Genomic DNA, 17,950 nt, shown 5'->3' with positions numbered 1-17,950 from the left:
GCCGTTACAAAAAACGTAACGGCCTGCATTTATAATGGCGTATTACAGTCCCAGTTCATCCCGCAGTTGCGCAATCTGTTCGCGCCACTGTTGTTGCAGAACCGGTTTCTGATGTGCGGGTTTGCGCTGCAAATCCGCCGCCAGTTTTTCCTCCAGCGTAATCAGTGCCGCCAGCGAATCCTCTTCGTCACTGACCGGAACGGATGGCTCCGGAACCGCCGGTAACACGCTGTTGCCGGTGCCGGAATCTGCATTCAGGGCACGGATAGCATCATAGACCTGATCCAGATCGTGATATTCCGTCAGTCGGTTACCGTCGATATACCAGAAGCGGTTACAGCTTTTTTCGATCAGCTCCCGGTCGTGACTGACCAGAATCAGCCCGCCCTCAAACCGGCTGATTTCCTCCGCCAGCGCCAGTTTTCCGTCCATATCCAGGTGGTTGGTCGGCTCATCCAGTATCAGCAGGGAATAGTTGGCCAGGCTCAGTCCGACAAACAACAGCCGCGCCCGTTCACCGCCGCTCAGGGCAGATACCGTCTGCTGATGGCGCAGATACGGGAAACCGGCGCTGATCAGTGCCATTTTCCGCTGCTCATCAATCAGTCGCGCGAATGGTTTCAGCGCATCCATCAGTGAATCACTGTCATTCAGTTGCACCAGTTTCTGGTCGTAATACCCCAAATGCACACGGGGATGCAGCACCAGCGGGCTGTCCGGCAGTGTTACCTCCGGTTTCTGAGACTGTGACCAGATCATCCGCAGCAGTGAGGATTTTCCGGTGCCGTTTGCGCCCATCACCGCAATGCGGTCGCCGGATTTCACAGACACATTGTCTGTCACATACAGCGGCGGACAATTGTCTGCCGGGATCACGGACAGCTGATTAAAGGCACACAGCCGGTCTGCCCGCAGGGTATCCCCGGTCAGCTTAAGCTGCCACTGACTGCCGATCGCCAGTTCAACCTGATCATCCTGCAACCGGTCTATCTGTTTTTCCATCTGTTTGGCTTTACGGGAAAGGGCTTCGTTATCATACACTTTCCCCCATATCGCCAGCCGTTTGGCACTTACCGCAATGCGGTCGATCTCTTTCTGCTGCGCATTGTGGCGGTGCTCATCACTTTCGTCCTGTTGCGCCAGCGCTTCCCGCGCCTGTGTGCAGGGCAGACGGAACGCTGAAACGTTACCGTCCCGCAGCACCCAGGTGCAGTTGGTGACGTGATCCAGCAGGGCGTTATCGTGAGAAACCAGGATAAAGCTGCCGCGCCAGTTTTTCAGGAACTGTTCCAGCCACAAAATGGTCGGCAGATCCAGATGGTTGCCCGGTTCATCCAGCAATAATAAATCCGGCCGGCTGATCAGCGCCCGTGCCAGTAACAGCCGGGTATGCTGGCCGCCGCTCAGGGTAGTGACCGGTAACTGCCACTGTAGCGGGTCAAACCCCATCTCTGTCAGCAGCATTTCTGCCCGCCACATTTCGGACAGATGCTGTTCCGCCGGTAATTTTTCCAGCACGGCATCCGCCAGTGACAGAGTATTCAGGGATTCCGGCAGATGCTGTTCGATATACGCCATAATGACGCGGTTGGCCGGGGTAATGGTGCCTTCATCCGGTGCCAGCTGGCCGGACAACAGCTTCATCAGGGTACTTTTCCCGCAGCCGTTATGACCAATCAGGCCGATTTTTTCTCCCTGATTCAGGGCGACAGAAATATCGGTTAACAGTGGTGTGTGACCGGGATGGAATGACAGATTACGGGTTGATAATAATGTGCTCATAGCTTACTCAAATTTCAGGCATAACAATGCCATGGGTCATAAAACGCGATAACCCTGTAAGCTGAGGAAGGATGTTAAATTCAGTAAAGCTTCACTCAGGCAGGATTAACGCACAGCGTTAACAGAAAAGCCTGAGTTCTGACGATTACCAAAGAAATGTGAGAATTCAATCACATAACTTAACACCATAATTAGCCTCCTTATTTATTTTCTGAGTTGATGGATACGAGCATCATACCATTGCCTGTGAATAACAGACAATGGTGGTGCTTAATTTGCCTTAAACTTCCGGAACAGAAGGTTATTTTCTGGCGTTTTTCTCTGTGGTGTCATGATAAAAACGTCTTTTGTATAACGGGGACGACACCATGCCATTAAAGCGAACCGGATTAAAACTGGATTTTTCACTGCTTAACCTGCCGGAGAAAGATGATAAAAAAACACACTTGCCGACAGATGATTATTTGAAACAGCATATTGATGCCTTATTGATACAGATGAAACAAATGCCGGTTTCATTCATAAAAGAGGCAGAGAATGCGCCGGATTATCCGATGCTGCAACAATGTGGTTATTCCTCACGATATAACGGATTTCATTTATCTAATGATTGCGGTGATGTATTTATCCGCGCCCGCAGAGAGAAACCTCACTGCGCTGGTGGGTTTGAAGGTGATAAATTTCATTTGAGTGTGCATGAATCACAGATTGCACAAGCGGTCACTATGCTGTCAGGAGCGCTGTTTTCAGATAACAATCCCTGTGACAGATGGAAAATAACGGATATTTCACAGGCAGAGCCTGACAGCAGAGTTAAACGCGGAGCCCAGATAACTTTGTATGTTCGTCCTGTTCCGGGTGAACATCCTTATAGCGCAGAGCTGCTCAGTGAAACCCGCAGATTTATCACCGGGCTTGAATACCGTCTGACAGAAGGGGGGATTGTACCGGGAGAATACCCTTTATCAGATATCCGTCCGCCACACTGGCAATTTACCAGCTACCGTAATGAAATTATCAGCGGGCGTGAGGGCTGTGAGGCGGACCATCAGCGGTTAGCGGAATCCGCATTTTACCGGCTGATGACAGCTCGGGATTAATCGGCAGCGGGGCGGAACATATCACAATGCGGAATACCGTCCTCGTCATAAACGTCAGAACAGACGGTAAAGCCGCATTTTTCATAGAAAGCGGTCAGATGCGCCTGTGCACTGATAACAATGCGCCGTGTCCCGAAATGCCGGTATACCGCCTGAACGGCGGTAGCCATCAGCGGATAGCCCAGTTTTTGCCCGCGGAATTGCGGATTGATCACCACCCGGCCGATAGCTGCCGGTGCCGTGCTGTTTTCCGGCGGAAGAATACGGCAGCAAGCCATGATTTCACCGTCCTGTTCCGCCCAAACGTGCAGCGCCGTGAGGTCGGCGCCGTCCGGATCGAGATAACAGCAGGTCTGTTCAACCACAAATACCGCGCAGCGCAGCGCCAGCAGGCGGTAGAGTGTCTGCGGGGAGAGGTCATGCAGGGCAGCTGTCTGCCAGTTAATCGGTGTCATGTGTCTGTCCGTCAGTAGTAAGAGAATTATGCACCGGGCATAAAAATCAATATGTGCATCAGTAATATCATGATTACGGATCCCATTCAGCCGGATAATGGTTTTCAGCCTGAGATAGTGCGACAACAATTGCTCTGTCCGCTGACGGCCCATGCACGGGTTTACGCCGAACGCCATCCGGGTGGCGGTGTGCGGTAAATGTCCGGAAGGCAGAATAAACATAATCAGCTCATTATAGTGTGGGTAAGGCCATGTAATACCAGCCGTAAATATCCATATAGCGTTCGGTGGTGCGTGAGGTTTCGTATTTCACATCCTGAAAACCCCGGCGCAGATACAGCTCTCTGGCTTTTATATTTAAGTCAGAGACATACAGTGATAACCGGTTAATGGCCGGGTCCGCCCGTAATTGTGTGGTGATCTCATCGAGAATCTGATTGCCTATCCCGCTACCGCGCAGTGATTCATCCACACACAGGTAGGACAGATAAGCCGTATCCGCCGCCGGAATATGGACAAACATCTGAAAAATCCGGCGGATTTTCAGAAAGGGAATAAAACCGGCTCTGCGCAGGATAGCCAGAGAAGAAACCGGTGCCGGGGCGTGCTGCGGCGGGTGTTTAACCCCGAAAGTCAGGCCATATACGGCGACCAGTCTGCCATTACGTTTTACCTGAAAGTGGCGGTCATACGGGTCACTGAGCCCGCGCTGCCAGAACATCGCCAGCACGGCCTGACGCTGTGCATCCGGCATGGTGCTGACCGTTTTGAATTTGGATGAAAATGCCTGATAAAACAGGGCAGTGGCAGGCTCTAACCCGGTTTCATCCAGACATTCGGTGATTAATCTGCTGTTATCAGTAGCAGATGTACTGTTTTTTATTATGTTTGTCATAATCTTCAATACAGAAAATGTGGTATTATAATAGATAGAGTAATCAGTCTAATTTCTATTATCCGGTTTTTCGGAGACACTTCCTTATGGAAAAATTAACGGAAAAGCAGCAGCGCAAACGTCGTCAGATCCTTGACGCTGCAATGCATTGTTTTATCGAAAAAGGTTTTCATTCCACCTCGACGGCGGAGATTTGTAAAGCCGCCGGGATGAGCCCCGGGAATCTGTTTCATTACTATCCGACTAAATACGCCATCATTGAAGCGATTGCGGAACTGGACGAGGATGACCACAAGGCGATTCTGAGTATCGGTGATGCGCCGGGACATACGGCAGATATTATTGAAAAAATGATAACGGCGTTGATTATGTTGTATAACGAGCCGGGTTATACCCGACTCAGCCTGGAGATTATCACTGAGGCAAGCCGTAACCCTGAGCTGAATACGGCTTTTGTTGTTAATGAGCAGCGGCTGCACAAAAAATTCTGTGATGTGCTCAGACGCGGCATGGCTGCCGGTGAGATTGACCCGCAGCTGGATCCGGTACAAACCGCGTCCTGGCTGCTGGTGATGGCGGACGGCACGCTGGGGCGTGAGCTGACGGAACCTGAGTTCAGCCGGGAAGCGTTTCTCTGCGGGTTACGTGTGTTGCTGAGAAAGGCGCTGAAGCCCTGAATCACGCTTCGCTGACAGTCCGTTGCATCACCGTGACCAGCTCGTCATTGATCACATCATCATATATAGCCTGCCAGCCCATCCGTGCATACATGGCCTGTTTATCCGGTGTGTAGAGATTCAGTGCTGGCAGGTGGCGCTCTCCGGCGGCGGCAAAGACCGCCTGTGTCAGGGCGCTGCCGAGGCCTTGCCCGCGGGCTGCGGGCAGGGTGTAAATCTCGCCGGTCCACCAGTCCGCATTTGCCATACGGCAGGTTTTCAGCTCCCGCCAGATCAGGCTGGCCGTCCCCGATAGTGCACTGTTTTTATCCGTGGCGACAAACAGCATTTCGTCGTTATCACCGTTCATCCGTTTTATCAGACGCGCCAGGATAATTTCCGGTGTCTGCCACTGCGGTAGTTCCTGCCATTCCTGGTGTAAAACCTGAGCAATGCTTTCCAGCAGCGGTAAATCGCCGGGTAAACCGGTAACAGGGCGGATATTCATGATAATGATGCTCCGGGGCGTTCAATAAGTTCGGTAATTAATGCCAGTACCGGCTGAAACAGCGCCCGGCTCTGTTCAAAGGTGTAATCAGTCCGGCGGATCGCCACCGTATGGCCGTGCAGGGCATCCGCCAGCAGATGCAGAATAGCGGTCTGCCGTGACTCATTCAGCCCGCAGGGTGCAATAATGCGCAGATAGCGCTGACGGAAACAGCCGGACGGGCCGTCACTGTCCAGTGATAACAGAATATCCAGCAGATCACTGTAAATATAGAGCAGATGCAGATAACTTTCTGCCAGTCGCTGAAGCTCCTGTTGTACCGGAGCCTGTGCCGATGGCTGATAAATATCATCCACCAGGGCAGTGGCGAGGGCTTCCAGCAATGCCTGTTTATTGCGGAAGTAATAATAAATCGCCATCGGATCGACCTGCAACTGTGCGGCAAGGACGCGGATCGACGGTACTTTTCCCTGTTCCTGTAACAGTTTTCCTGCTCCGGACAGAATATTTTCTGCGGTCAGTTTGCTGCCCCGGTGAGCAGGGCGTCCGCAGGGCGGTATTCGGGATGATGTCATAGGTTGCCTCTGTCAGCGGAAATGGTGGCGGTATTTACGGATAAAACCGGTCACGGACATTGGTTGTTTTCCGGTGATTGCCGTGAAATTATCAAAAGTGGTGCCACGAAAATACTCAGCGGCTTCGGCCCGTTTTGTGTTTACCCGCCAGATGCTGGTTCAGGCCAGACAACGGAACGGAAAAGATCCGTTTGTACAGGAAATTAACTGATGTTTGCCGACGGACGTACCCGGATCACGTTGCTGGCGGTTGTGTTTATCACCTCAATGATGCTGACGTTTTCTGATTCATTTTTTTCAGCGCCGGAGAGAATACGCACCCGCAGTTATCTGCCGGAAAAAAAAGCGGTAGAACTAACGTCACTGGCCATCAGCAGTTTCCGCGATGGTGTGATGATAACCGGTGCCAGAGACGCTATGCGGGTTGATCTCGTTACCTGTGATCAGAAAACCCGCAGTTGCAGCCACAGTAAAAATATTGCTTTTAACCCGGCAGAAGAGCCTGATATTCCGCTGCTGAACCTGAAAATATCCCCGGATAAAAAAGCCATCGGCGATTACCTGCACAAACAAACCCATTACCTGAGGCGCAGTGAAGTCTACGGCGACAGGCCGCTGGTGCCGGTCACCTATATTATGACTGAGCAGAAAGGGGATTTACGGGTCAGCGCGATGTTTATGGGGCAGGTACAAAGCCAGCTGTGTGATATGCAGGGACGCTGCCTGATTATTTTCAGTGATTATACCTCCTACGGCAAAGAATATGTCTTTTACTCCCGGGACGGTGGTCAGCAGTGGCAGTGGTTATCACAGTGGACAATGCCGGAACCCGCCGGAGAGACTCAGCTTCTCGCTATCACAGAACCCGGCAGTGTGCTGATGGTGCAGAGGGACACACTGTATCAGACCCGTGATTCCGGAAAACGCTGGCGGCCTTTATTCAGCATGGATAACCGGAAAAAACGGTATCAGGATGACGGACGCTGGTATACCAGCCTGAGCACCACTAAATGGCACTATAACGGAGACGCGCGGGTGATCGCATGGATGAAGGATGAACAAAATGATCCGGAAAACACGATACTGGCTTGTTTTAATACCCGGACCTCAGAAACTGAATCTGATCAGGTTGTCCCCGGGGAGATTGACGCGCTCGACAGTACCACCGGCGGAGAAATTTATTTTGTGCTGACAGAAAAAACCCGTAAACGGCCGGAGGTTAACCACTTTAACTGTAAGGGTGATTATTCACAGCGGCTGGAAACCGGCGGATCTTATATTAACGGACTGCGGGGCGGCAGTGATGATTTACTGATAGCGGGGTCAGGTTCAGAAACCCGGATATCGGATGATGGCGGGCTGAACTGGAATACAGCAGCACCATTGGCGAAAGAGTACGGGGAAACCATTTTATTTGATAAATGGCGCAATCGTCTGTTCTATTTTCAGGAGAGTCACTACAGCAATAGCCTGACAGGAAACCGTGACGGCATTGAGTATAAAACCTCGGCGGTGCAGTAATGATATCCGCCGCTGTCGTTAAGGCAGCGGCGGTGATGTATTCAGGCGGCGGCCTTTTCCGCCGGGGATTCATTCATACTGTGGCGCAGTAAAAACATCACTACCAGAATCACAATACCGGTTGCCAATCCGGCGACATTTACGGAATACCAGCCCGCATAACAGAAGGCGAACCCGGCCAGCAGACTGCCAAGCGCCCCGAAACTGAAGATAAGAAAATCGGTCGCACCCTGGATTCTAGCCCGTTCATTGCCGGTATAAGTGCGCGGCAACAGATGCGTGGTGCTGATCAGAATAAAGTTCCACGCCAGCCCCAGCGAGGTCATGGCAATGAGAAAATGCGCGTAACTGCTGCCGGTCAGACTGACTGCATTGCTGATTAACAGGCAAATCACTCCCAGCCAGACAAAGCATTTTACCCCGACCCGGCTGATTAACTGCCCGGTAAAGAAAGAGGGCGCAAACATTCCCAGTATATGACACTGAAACACAAAGGCAATTGCCGGGAATTCAAATCCCTGCGCTTTCATCGCCAGCGGGAAAGCACCGACCATATACACTACCAGCGCATACCCGGCGGCACTGACCACGGCGATCAGAATCAGCAGCGGCTGGGAATATAACTGACGGTATGGGCGGTTTTTTGCGGTATCGCTGATTTGAGCGGGAAGCTGAGCTTTCAGCGGCAAAAATGTCAGCAGAACAAAAGCCATCAGATAAATAGCCGTCAGCGCGCCGAACGTGCCGAGGAACGGATAAGCCGCCACCAGTGTCCGGGTGGACATCGCCAGTGACGGACCGATCAGCACGGCGATAATCCCGCCGCTCATCACCACGCCGATAGCTTTTGCCCGCAGCGCGGCAGGGGCTTCCTCCAGTGCGGCAAAGCGGTATTGCTGGGCGGTACCGATGGCAATACCGGTAAAGAACGTTCCGGCGGAAAACAGCAGCATGTTGTGTGTATAAATACCGGCGATTGCCAATAATGCACCGGCCAGCCCGCCGATATTACCGAGAATAAACCCGGCGCGGCGGCCGAAACGCATCATAAAGTGAGCCATCGGCACTGAGGCGGAAATCAGGCCGATATATTGTGCCAGCAGCGGGATCGTGGCATGTGCCGGATCTTCCGCCAGTTGTGACCCGATAAGAACGGCAACGGAAAGCACCAGGGCATTCCCGGTGGTAAATAAGGCTAAGGCGGCAGAGAGCCAGTAAACAGAACGCGGCATAATAATTCCTTATTATTCAACAGAAAAAGTGAATAATGACATCAAACGGAAATCAGTATGCCGGATGATAAAACTTCAAGTTAACTTTAAGTCAAGCGGGATTTTTCACCGCTTTGCTTCTGTTTTTTTTCAGACTGACACTCAGGATTTTGCGGAATTTCGGGCACGCCAGATGGTTTTCTGCCGGGCACTGCTCAATATGCAGCAATCCCTGTTTCAGATTTTGCAGCTCGCGGATTTTCTGGTCAATTTCTGTGATTTTTGCCTGAATTGCCGTCCGTTCAATCCCTTTTGACGGCAGTTCGCTGAGCATGACCGCGATTTCATCCAGCGAAAAATGTCCTTGTTTGGCGAGAATGATCAGGGACAGCCGGGTCAGCACCTCTTCATCATAAATACGAGTCAGGCCCCTGCGCCCGGCAGGCGTGATCAGGCCTTTGCTTTCATAATAGCGGATGGTGGCGGTTGTCAGGCCGGTCAGCTCTGCGACACGGCCGATATCAATCATTTTCATGCTGCATCACGCAGGGATGCCAGGGAGCGGATCTGTTTACCGTCCGGTGTGAAATTATCCGCTGACAGCCACTGTTCCAGGGCGTGGTTAACCAGCGGCCATTCACGGTCAGTAATGGAAAACCATTCGGTGTCACGGGTGCGGCCTTTGACAACCCGCGCCTGACGGAAACAGCCTTCATACTGAAAACCCAGGCGCAGTGCCGCATTGCGGGACGGTGCATTGAGGCTGTCACATTTCCATTCATAACGGCGGTAACCGAGGGTATCAAATACATATTTCATCAGCAGCCAGTGGGCTTCTGTTGACATCACCGTGCCGCTGAGCAGCGGGGAAAAATGCACATGACCGACTTCCGTGACGCCGTTTTTCTCATCAGTCCGCATCAGGGAAAACAGGCCAACGGCTTTGCCGGTGTGCTTATCCGTAATCGTGAAAAACAGCGGATCCGACGATTGTGCATTTTTTTCGGTACGGGCGCGGTATTCATTCAGATCGGCCGGTGGTTCATCCGGCAGCCAGGTCCAGTAACGCCCGTCAGGGGCGAGTGAAAATGCCCGGTACAGGTCATCCGCATGGGACGGGCTCAGCGGATCGATCCGGCAGTGACGGCCTTCCGCACTGATGCGGGCAGGGTAAGGGCGGGCGGTCCAGTCCGGAACGATATCACCGACAGTTTGTCCGAATGCATTTATCTGACTCATTTATTTTCTCTCCGCGCTGTTTTGCTTTCCTGTACTGTAATATGCTGAACGGGATGAGAAAAGAGCCGGTTTTTTAAAATTTCAGAGAACCACTTCAGTGATTGGTATTTACAGCACGATTTTCCGGCAGAATAATTTTGATGCGGTAAAATAGTGCTGTTCAGATAAATAAAACGCCGGGAAATCTTCCGGCGTATTATTCTGTGCTAATCAGATACAGATCATTAAATATGGATATTCACGGATTATTTCCCGGAATATACTCTGGGGGAGTACATAACCTTGATGTATTCTCCGCTATAATCAGAAAAATAGTGGAAACAGAGACTGACAGGCAAATTATGGCGGTATTTCGTTATCATAATGTGATATTTCCGTAAATCTGTTAACAGCCTCTGATCTGATGAAATACAGGTTAACAGTGATGAGTGAAGCAGTAAGAGAAACACCCGTGCGGCGTAAAAAGAAACTGAATGGCCGGAATTTTTCACAATTTTTTATCTGCCTGTCTGTGTTGCTTGCTGCCATGTTTTTTTCACTGTTTTACGGCAGCGTCAATATGGAATTTCATCAGAAGCTGGATACGGTAATCAAAATTATTAGCGGGGGCATCAGCGGTGATGATCTCCTGCCGTATGAAACCATCATTTATAATATCCGTTTGCCCCGGATTATCCTGGTGGCAATTACCGGTGCATCCCTGTCGCTGGTGGGGATCCTGATGCAGACCATAACCCGCAATGAACTGGCCGACCCGTATATTCTCGGGGTTTCCTCCGGTGCCAGCGCGGGGGCGGTATCTGCCATTGTGCTCGGGTTATTTGCTTTTATGTCACCGTATAATGTCTATATCGGTGCATTTGCCGGCGGGCTGATTTCCACTGCTATTATTGTCCTGTTTAATTTCAAAAAGAGCAATATGACCAATCTGGTGCTGATTGGTATCGGTATTTCCAGTCTGTTTTCTGCTATCACTACTGCCATTATTTATCTGTCCAAGAATGAAAGTCAGGTTAAAAGTGCAATGTTCTGGATGCTGGGCAGTTTCTCCGGTATTAAATGGTCTTATATCCCGCTGCCGCTGGTGGCATTAATTGCAGTATTAATTTTTTGTCTGTTATTCAGCAATGTGCTTGATACGTTATTACTGGGTGCAGATGCATCTGCACAATTAGGTGTAAATGTCGGTGCCATCAAGCTGGCAGTGATTATTTTATCATCTTTTGTGGTCTCTATTATTGTGGCCAATGTCGGTGTGATTGCGTTTATCGGTCTTATTATTCCGCATATTGTCCGTAATACGATTTCCGTGAAGCACTTTAAGTTATCGCTCTATTCCTGCCTGGTCGGTGGTGCATTTCTGGTGATTATTGATACGATTTCCCGCAGCTGGTTTAAACCGGAGGAAATTCCGGTCGGTATTCTGACCTCACTGATAGGTGCACCGCTGTTTGTTTATATCATTATTAAAGCGAACAGGAGCCGGTAACGTGAGTACTGTTGATATTAATGACCTGAATTATAACGGGATACTGAAAGACATTAATCTGTCATTTTCCGGCAAAAGAGTGATCGGTATTGTCGGGCCTAACGGCTCCGGTAAAACGACTTTATTACGGCATATTTACCGGGATATCAAAACCCGGGGCACCGTTTTCTTTGATAACACGGATGTGGCTCAGTTTTCTGTCAAATCACTCGCCCGCAATATCTCGGTACTGACGCAGTTTAATGACCAGGTGGAAGGCAAACTGACCATTGAGGAAATCGTGGTGATGGGGCGGATGCCGTATAAAAAACATTACGTGGATTACAGCGACCGGGATTTTGTGATTGCAGACAACTACATGGCATTGTTTGGTCTGCAGAAAATGAAAAATAAAGAGTATCACGCACTGTCCGGTGGTGAGAAACAGCGGGTGATGCTGGCGAAATGTTTTTCCCAGGAAACCGATATTATGATCCTGGATGAGCCGACCAACCACCTGGATATCCGCTATAAAGTGGAAGTAATGAAAGCGCTGGCCGCATCAGAATCCACCGTAATTATGACCATTCACGATATTAATTTATCCGCAAAATACTGTCAGCATCTGATCCTGATGAATGACGGGCAAATTTATGCGCAGGGCACACCGGCGGAAGTACTAACCCGAGAGTGCTTGTTTGATGTATTTGGTGTGGAATTTACGGTATTACCGGTAGAAGACCGTGTTGCTATATTTTTATAATCCGGATGAGGAAATTATGAAAAAATTATTATTAGGTACCCTGGTTATCTCTGCATTGTTTTCCGTGACAGCCACTGCGGAAAATAAAAAAGCACAGGCTTATGTTCCTGTTGAATTCAGTGCAAAACTGGATGGCAACGAATATCACTTTAAACCGGAAACATCCCCGCAGCGTATTGTTTCTCTCAGCCAGATCACCACCGAAATGCTGCTGGCACTGGATTTGGGGGACCGTATGGTCGGTACCGCTTTTCTGGAAGAGCCGATTTATCCGCCGGTAAAAGCAGCATATGACAAAATTCCCGTATTGGCAGAAAAATGGCCGTCTTACGAAGTCTTTATGTCTGTCAAACCCGATTTCGCCACCGGCTGGGCAAACTCATTCTCAAAACTGGCACTGGAAGCCAATAAAATTGTGCCGGAAGGGGTTGCCGTTTATGTGCCGGAATCCATGACATCACCGAAAGCAGATGTGAATACCTATTTTAACGACATGCTGAAATTTGGTGAGATCTTCGGTGTGCAGGAGACAGCTGAAAAATACGTGGCAGCAGAAAAAGAAAAACTGAATACCGTTATCAGCCAGATTCAGGCGTATCCGGAAAAAACCGCCTTTATTTTTGATTCTCAGGACGGTAAACCCTATACCTTCTTTGATGGTTATACCTCAGAGATGCTGAAACTGATTTCTGTTAAGAATATTTTTGCCGGCAAAAATACCGGAAAAACCTGGGCGGTCGGTAACTGGGAAGATGTGATTATGTCTGATCCGGAAGTGATCATTATTCCTGTCTATAAAGGCTTCCGTAATGATGATGATTATGACCAGAAAGTGGCATTTATTGAAGCCATGCCGGAAATGCAGGGTGTAAAAGCCGTGAAAAATAAAAATTATATTAAAGTGAATCTGTCTGAATTAGTGCCGGGACCGCGTTCGATTGATATTTTGCCGGTGCTGGCAAAAGAAATTCATGAAAAACCGTAACGTTCTCTGAGTTCCGCACCGGGTTTCCGGTGCGGACAGTTAAATAATCAGAACAGATAAATCAGGGTATAGAAAAATACCAGCGTCAGAACCACGGTCAGCAGGGTATTTTTAATCAGCCGTGCGGCGATAATACAGAACAGTGTACCCCATAAATACGGATTATCACTGATATCACGGAACTGCTGTTCCTCCAGTAATATAATCGGTGCGCAAATAGCCACCAGCAGACAGGGCGCGGAATAGGTCAGGGCCTGCTGAATAAAAACCGGCAGCCGCAACGGTAATCCCGGAATCAGAAAAATAAAGCGCAGCGAAAACAGCATCAGTGTCAGTGCGAATATTAATCCCCAGCTCATTTTACATCCCCCCATTTACGCCCCAGCAGAACGGCCAGCAGCATGGCGCTGACGCCGGCAATCACCGCGCTGCCCTGTACACCGGCGCGGGTCAGAATAATCGTGACCACAAAGGAGAACAGGGCCCCGGCGAGTGCACTTTTTGATTTGATCAGCGGCACCACAATCGCCAGCAATGTCGCCACCACCGAAAAGTCGAGCCGGAGCCGGCTCAGGTCGCTGATGCTGTGTGCCAGCACAATGCCGAGAATACTGACCAGCACCCAGACCAGATAAAAACTCAGTCCTGCGCCGAACAGATACGCAAAACTCAGGCGCTGCCGCCCGGCGACACTGACCGCAAACAGTTCATCCGTCAGCAGAAAACCGATACCGGCCCGCTGCAGCGGGGAAAAAGGGCGCACATGCGGGCGCAGTGTCAGCCCGTACAGCAGGTGTTGTGAGGTGATAAAAAAGACGGACACGATAATGGTGATCACCCCGGCACCGCTGTTAAGCAGGCCGAGTGTTACCAGTTGGGCAGCACCGGCAAAGACCATTGCGGACATCGCGACACTTTGTGCAAAGGTCAGGCCGCTGTCCACCGCCATCGATCCGGCGAGGATCGCCCACGGCACCACGGCCAGGTTGAGCGGGGTCATATGCAGTGCGCCGGTGAGGAAATCTTTCAGCGGAGAGGCGGGTAAATCTGTGGTTGTTGTCATTGTTATCATCCGTACAGCGTAAAACAGTCCGGATACTCTGCCATGACACAACAACAGAAAGATTGTACAAAATTGTTCAGCGGGATCAGCGGTGCAGCATAAATTTGCCCGGTGAGACTCCCATTGCCCGTTTAAAATGGCGGGTAAAGTGGCTTTGGTCGGTAAATCCGCACTGTAAAGAAACATCCGCCGGGCGGTCGCCATTTTGCAACAGCTGACGCGCTTTGCGCAGGCGTGCCTGAATCAGCCACGCGTGGGGCGGCATGCCGTAACGCAGACGGAACTGGCGCAGAAAATACCACGGGCTGAGATTCGCCATTGCGGCCAGTTCATCCAGGGAATAATCGGTTTCCGGATGGCTGTTCATCATCTCTGCAATATGCTGCAGGCGCTGACCGGCCGGGGTGATCTCCGCCGGGCGAAAGCCTTTTTTATTGTGGCGGGTGATAAGCCAGGCCAGGGTTGAGAGCAACAGGGAGCCTTTCAGCAGCCGGTTATCCGGCTTCAGCAATACATCAAACAGCAGGCGTAACTGTGCGGCAAGGCCGGGATCATGGACCACCGCGTGAGAAAACCAGGGGACAAAGCCCCGATCGGCCGATTTGAGATCCTGCATCAGCGCATCCAGCATTTCCGGTGTCGGATAAATCGCACGGTAGGCCCAGCCGGTTTCCAGTGCCGATGAACCAGTGTGGATTTCATCGGAATTCACCAGAATGATATCGCCGGTCGGGGCATAATGATTACTGCCGGTGCGGAAAAACTGCTGAACACCTTCGTCAATCACACCAATACAAAAGCCTTCGTGCGTATGGCGGCTGAATTTCTGCTGATAGTAACGGGCAGAGATCATCCCCAGACCATAAAAATCGTCCAGATGAAAATAATCAGCCTGTTCACGGCAATGCCCGTCACTCTGCATGGTGTGTCCTGCTCTGTCTTTACGGTAACCAGTTATTATCGCGCTGCGTTACATTCTGTCTTGTACAAAATTGCGCAGCTGCGCGATATCAGCCGATCAGTTTCCGTGCTGCCAGGTCTTTCACAATCAGTGCCGCGACCAGAGAACAGCGGGGCAGATCACGGCTGTCCAGCCAGTCCAGTTCAGCAATTTCCGCGGCCGGTTGCAGTACGCCGGTAAATTCCGCCTGATAACAGCGGATACGCACCTGTGTGCCATCCTGTTTACCGTCCGCCTGACCGGTGAATTCCCCGTAAAACGTGATGGTGTCCGGTTTCAGTGTCACCGTCAGTTCTTCGTCAATTTCGCGGAACAGAGCCTGTTCGTCAGTTTCACCGGCTTCGCGTTTGCCGCCCGGCGCGTAGAACAGGGTTTTGTTATGAGAGCGGACCATGGCTACCTTGCCGTCTTTCAGCGTGATCAGTGCCAGTTTATCGATCATTTTTGCCGTCATTGCTGTTCCTTTATCACTCTGGTGAATGTGTGCTTTGCAGCCATTATGACACTGTGCTTTCCGGAGAGTGTCAACTTTTTTGCTACTGACAGTTTCCGTGACTGATCTTCCGTGCTGATCGCAGATTTGCCAGGATAAGCACCGGATATATCCGCACTATCAATTCACATTATTTATATCAGGAGCATTTATCGTGCTTCCTGCGGGTATCTCTATGAAAAATAACGTTATGCTGATTTTACTCTCGCTGTCACTGGCGGTCTTCGGCGTCATTACCACAGAAGTGGCGGTGATTGGTCTGCTGCCTGCCGCAACTGACGGAACAGTTGCAGATCACGGCACCGCAGGTCGGGTTTCTGGTCAGTATCTATGCTGTGGTGGTCGCCATTACCGGGCCTGCCATCACGCTGATGCTGGGGCGCTATAACCGCAAAACAGTTTTGCTGGTGATTATGGCGATTTTTATTATTTCCAATATCGCGTATGCCATTACGCATCAGTATGATGTGATTCTGTTTTTCCGTATTTTACCGGCACTGACGCACGCGGTATTTTTTGCTATTGCCCTGGTGGTGGCCGCCAATGTGGTGCCGCCTGCACGATCTGCCCATGCGATTGCCATTGTTTTTTCCGGGGTGGCTGTCGGCATGGTGCTGGGAATGCCGCTCAGTGCCTTTATTGCGGAAATGTTTACACTCAATGCTGCGTTCTGGTTCGGTGCGCTGACCAGTGTGGTTGCTTTTACGGGGATCGCGCTGTTTGTGCCGTCATTACCGGTGACACAGGCGCTGAAAGTGCGTGAACAGCTGGCGATTCTGCAACGTCGTGATGTATGGCTGAGTATTGCGGCAGTGACACTGATTTTTTCGGCGATGTTTGCAGGGTTCAGTTATATCGCCGGTTATCTCGTCACTATCACCGGTTTTTCCAACAATACGACCAGCGCATTATTGGTGGTGTTCGGCATCAGTGGTTATTTCGGCAACTTTATTTTCAGCCGGTATTTACAGCGCAATGTCATTAAAACCACGTCACTGTATCCGCTGCTGTTTATCCTGATTTACCTGGCGGTCTGGCTCTGCGGTCCTTCGCTGCGGCTGATGGTGCCGGTGGTGGTGCTCTGGGGAATACTGCATACGTCCGGGCTGATTGTCAGCCAGACCCGGCTGCTGCGTGAAGCCGGGAACACGCCGGAATTTGCCAACAGTCTGTATATCGGATTTTCCAATCTCGGGATCACCCTGGGCGCAATGGCCGGCGGGCGGATGATCCGCAGTTTTGGCGTTGAAACCATTATCTGGGAGGGAATTGTCTTTGCGGCGGTAATCCCGGAAAAAGAATCCGTTTTCTGCATGAGCGATTTATCACAGTGATGGTTAATGATTTCATCATAATCGTTTTCTGTGATAAAAATCATCAGCTCTGCTCTGTTAACACATAAAAAGGATAATAACGTTGAATACCCGCACTTATCAGTTTTACCAGGTCGATGTTTTTTCTGATGTACCGCTGCTCGGCAATGCGCTGGCGGTGGTGGTTGATGCAGATGATATGACGGATGAGGAAATGCACCGTTTTGCCCGCTGGACAAACCTCAGCGAAACCACCTTTTTGCTGAAACCGCAGGATCCGCAGGCCGATTACCGGGTCCGCATTTTTACGCCGGACGGTGAATTGCCGTTTGCCGGACACCCGACCCTGGGTACCTGTTATGTCTGGCGCGAAACACAGCAGTTTAATGATAAGCGCGATATTATTCAGGAGTGCGGAGTCGGTATGGTGACTGTCCGTCAGCAGGATAACCGGCTGGCATTTGCAGCCCCGGCACTGTTACGCGGCGGGGATACTGATCCGCAGCAGGTGGCATATATTGTGAAAGCACTGGAGCTGCGTGATGAAGATGTGGTGCGCTCCGCATGGGTGGATAACGGCCCGGGATGGATTGGCCTGCAACTGACTTCTGTTGCGAAGGTGCTGGCAGCGAAACCGGATTATTCTCTGCTGGACGGGTACGATATCGGCCTCTGTGCACTGTATGATGACCAGAGCGGACCGGTTCAGCTGGAAGTCCGTGCATTATGCTGTTCTCTGGGGGAAGAAGACCCGGTGACCGGCAGTCTGAATGCGTCGCTTGCCCAGTGGCTGACCGGCGAAGGTATTTTACCGGAATGCTATGTGGCCGGACAGGGACAGGTTATCAGCCGTGACGGCAAAATCTTTGTCACTAAGGAAGCGGGTCAGGTATGGGTTGCCGGGGATGTGACCTGTGTGATCACCGGACAGGCAGCGCTGCGCTGACTGAAAACAAACCAAA

21 protein-coding genes are annotated in these 17,950 nt (G+C 50.8%); 9 read left to right on the top strand and 12 right to left on the bottom strand.

What is annotated here, in order from left to right; genetic code table 11:
* Positions 1–42 precede the first annotated feature (42 nt).
* Entirely contained in the window at positions 43–1,782 is a 1,740-nt protein-coding gene (locus tag X965_RS04585) for an ABC-F family ATP-binding cassette domain-containing protein (RefSeq protein ID WP_036417246.1), read from the bottom strand.
* 368 nt (positions 1,783–2,150) lie between these two features.
* On the opposite strand from X965_RS04585, the gene X965_RS04580 reads away from it, so the two are divergent.
* Positions 2,151–2,882, top strand: a complete 732-nt coding sequence (locus X965_RS04580) for a virulence protein (RefSeq protein WP_004239258.1) — start codon at positions 2,151–2,153, stop codon at positions 2,880–2,882.
* Here the strand turns inward: X965_RS04580 and X965_RS04575 are convergent.
* Positions 2,879–3,559, bottom strand: coding sequence for a GNAT family N-acetyltransferase (locus X965_RS04575; RefSeq protein ID WP_371257980.1), 681 nt, complete (start codon positions 3,557–3,559; stop codon positions 2,879–2,881). The genes X965_RS04580 and X965_RS04575 overlap by 4 nt on opposite strands.
* Positions 3,560–3,569: 10 nt before the next feature.
* Positions 3,570–4,232, bottom strand: coding sequence for an N-acetyltransferase (locus X965_RS04570; RefSeq protein WP_004238406.1), 663 nt, complete (start codon positions 4,230–4,232; stop codon positions 3,570–3,572).
* Between the two features lie 86 nt (positions 4,233–4,318).
* Here X965_RS04570 and X965_RS04565 point away from each other — a divergent pair, with 86 nt between their 5' ends.
* On the top strand, positions 4,319–4,909 hold the full coding sequence (locus tag X965_RS04565) for a TetR/AcrR family transcriptional regulator (RefSeq protein ID WP_004238407.1): 591 nt from the start codon (positions 4,319–4,321) through the stop codon (positions 4,907–4,909).
* Between the two features lies 1 nt (position 4,910).
* Here X965_RS04565 and X965_RS04560 read toward each other — a convergent pair whose 3' ends face one another.
* Both X965_RS04560 and X965_RS04555 read right to left on the bottom strand, forming a co-directional pair.
* A complete protein-coding gene (locus tag X965_RS04560) occupies positions 4,911–5,396 on the bottom strand; it encodes a GNAT family N-acetyltransferase (RefSeq protein WP_036417244.1) in 486 nt (161 codons plus the stop codon).
* Complete coding sequence (locus tag X965_RS04555; RefSeq protein WP_004238409.1) at positions 5,393–5,971, bottom strand: TetR family transcriptional regulator; 579 nt, start codon at positions 5,969–5,971, stop codon at positions 5,393–5,395. Before X965_RS04555 ends, X965_RS04560 begins: the two co-directional genes overlap by 4 nt.
* Positions 5,972–6,053: 82 nt before the next feature.
* Here X965_RS04555 and X965_RS19875 point away from each other — a divergent pair, with 82 nt between their 5' ends.
* Together X965_RS19875 and X965_RS04550 are read left to right on the top strand one after the other, a co-directional pair.
* Complete coding sequence (locus X965_RS19875) at positions 6,054–6,182, top strand: hypothetical protein (protein ID WP_004239264.1); 129 nt, start codon at positions 6,054–6,056, stop codon at positions 6,180–6,182.
* Entirely contained in the window at positions 6,182–7,492 is a 1,311-nt protein-coding gene (locus tag X965_RS04550) for a hypothetical protein (protein ID WP_036417242.1), read from the top strand. The genes X965_RS19875 and X965_RS04550 overlap by 1 nt, the downstream gene beginning before the upstream one ends.
* 41 nt (positions 7,493–7,533) lie before the next feature.
* Here X965_RS04550 and X965_RS04545 read toward each other — a convergent pair whose 3' ends face one another.
* From X965_RS04545 to X965_RS04535, 3 genes are all read right to left on the bottom strand, one after another.
* Positions 7,534–8,724, bottom strand: coding sequence for an MFS transporter (locus X965_RS04545; RefSeq protein WP_036414851.1), 1,191 nt, complete (start codon positions 8,722–8,724; stop codon positions 7,534–7,536).
* Between the two features lie 91 nt (positions 8,725–8,815).
* The gene (locus X965_RS04540) at positions 8,816–9,238 is read right to left on the bottom strand and encodes a MerR family transcriptional regulator (RefSeq protein WP_004238412.1); all 423 of its coding nucleotides are present in this window, start codon (positions 9,236–9,238) and stop codon (positions 8,816–8,818) included.
* Positions 9,235–9,942 carry a GNAT family N-acetyltransferase gene (locus tag X965_RS04535; protein ID WP_004238413.1) on the bottom strand — a complete coding sequence of 236 codons (708 nt, stop codon included), beginning with the start codon at positions 9,940–9,942 and terminating at the stop codon, positions 9,235–9,237. The genes X965_RS04540 and X965_RS04535 overlap by 4 nt, the downstream gene beginning before the upstream one ends.
* 403 nt (positions 9,943–10,345) lie before the next feature.
* Between X965_RS04535 and X965_RS04530 the strand changes: the two genes are divergently transcribed.
* From X965_RS04530 to X965_RS04520, 3 genes are read left to right on the top strand one after another with little or no spacing between them, the layout of a single operon-like run.
* Positions 10,346–11,431, top strand: a complete 1,086-nt coding sequence (locus X965_RS04530) for an iron ABC transporter permease (RefSeq protein ID WP_080634069.1) — start codon at positions 10,346–10,348, stop codon at positions 11,429–11,431.
* Between the two features lies 1 nt (position 11,432).
* On the top strand, positions 11,433–12,173 hold the full coding sequence (locus X965_RS04525) for an ABC transporter ATP-binding protein (protein WP_036414845.1): 741 nt from the start codon (positions 11,433–11,435) through the stop codon (positions 12,171–12,173).
* Positions 12,174–12,189: 16 nt separating this feature from the next.
* Positions 12,190–13,158, top strand: a complete 969-nt coding sequence (locus X965_RS04520) for an ABC transporter substrate-binding protein (protein ID WP_036417241.1) — start codon at positions 12,190–12,192, stop codon at positions 13,156–13,158.
* Positions 13,159–13,205: 47 nt separating this feature from the next.
* On the opposite strand, the gene X965_RS04515 is transcribed toward X965_RS04520, so the two are convergent.
* From X965_RS04515 to X965_RS04500, 4 genes are all read right to left on the bottom strand, one after another.
* Entirely contained in the window at positions 13,206–13,517 is a 312-nt protein-coding gene (locus X965_RS04515) for an AzlD domain-containing protein (protein WP_036417239.1), read from the bottom strand.
* A complete protein-coding gene (locus X965_RS04510) occupies positions 13,514–14,221 on the bottom strand; it encodes an AzlC family ABC transporter permease (RefSeq protein ID WP_051997310.1) in 708 nt (235 codons plus the stop codon). Before X965_RS04510 ends, X965_RS04515 begins: the two co-directional genes overlap by 4 nt.
* A gap of 85 nt (positions 14,222–14,306) precedes the next feature.
* Positions 14,307–15,143, bottom strand: coding sequence for an AraC family transcriptional regulator (locus tag X965_RS04505; protein WP_036417236.1), 837 nt, complete (start codon positions 15,141–15,143; stop codon positions 14,307–14,309).
* 88 nt (positions 15,144–15,231) lie between these two features.
* Positions 15,232–15,636 carry an NUDIX domain-containing protein gene (locus tag X965_RS04500; protein ID WP_036417234.1) on the bottom strand — a complete coding sequence of 135 codons (405 nt, stop codon included), beginning with the start codon at positions 15,634–15,636 and terminating at the stop codon, positions 15,232–15,234.
* A 293-nt stretch (positions 15,637–15,929) separates the two neighbouring features.
* Here X965_RS04500 and X965_RS04495 point away from each other — a divergent pair, with 293 nt between their 5' ends.
* Positions 15,930–17,009 (top strand): MFS transporter, encoded by a 1,080-nt coding sequence (locus X965_RS04495; protein WP_253280761.1) that lies wholly within the window; start codon positions 15,930–15,932, stop codon positions 17,007–17,009.
* A gap of 82 nt (positions 17,010–17,091) precedes the next feature.
* The gene (locus X965_RS04490) at positions 17,092–17,934 is read left to right on the top strand and encodes a PhzF family phenazine biosynthesis protein (RefSeq protein ID WP_036417232.1); all 843 of its coding nucleotides are present in this window, start codon (positions 17,092–17,094) and stop codon (positions 17,932–17,934) included.
* Positions 17,935–17,950 lie beyond the last annotated feature (16 nt).

It is taken from the genome of Morganella sp. EGD-HP17 (assembly GCF_000512315.2).
Classification (GTDB): domain Bacteria; phylum Pseudomonadota; class Gammaproteobacteria; order Enterobacterales; family Enterobacteriaceae; genus Morganella; species Morganella morganii.
Note: the sequence above shows the minus strand (reverse complement) of the source record. Positions and strands in the feature narration are given on the sequence as shown.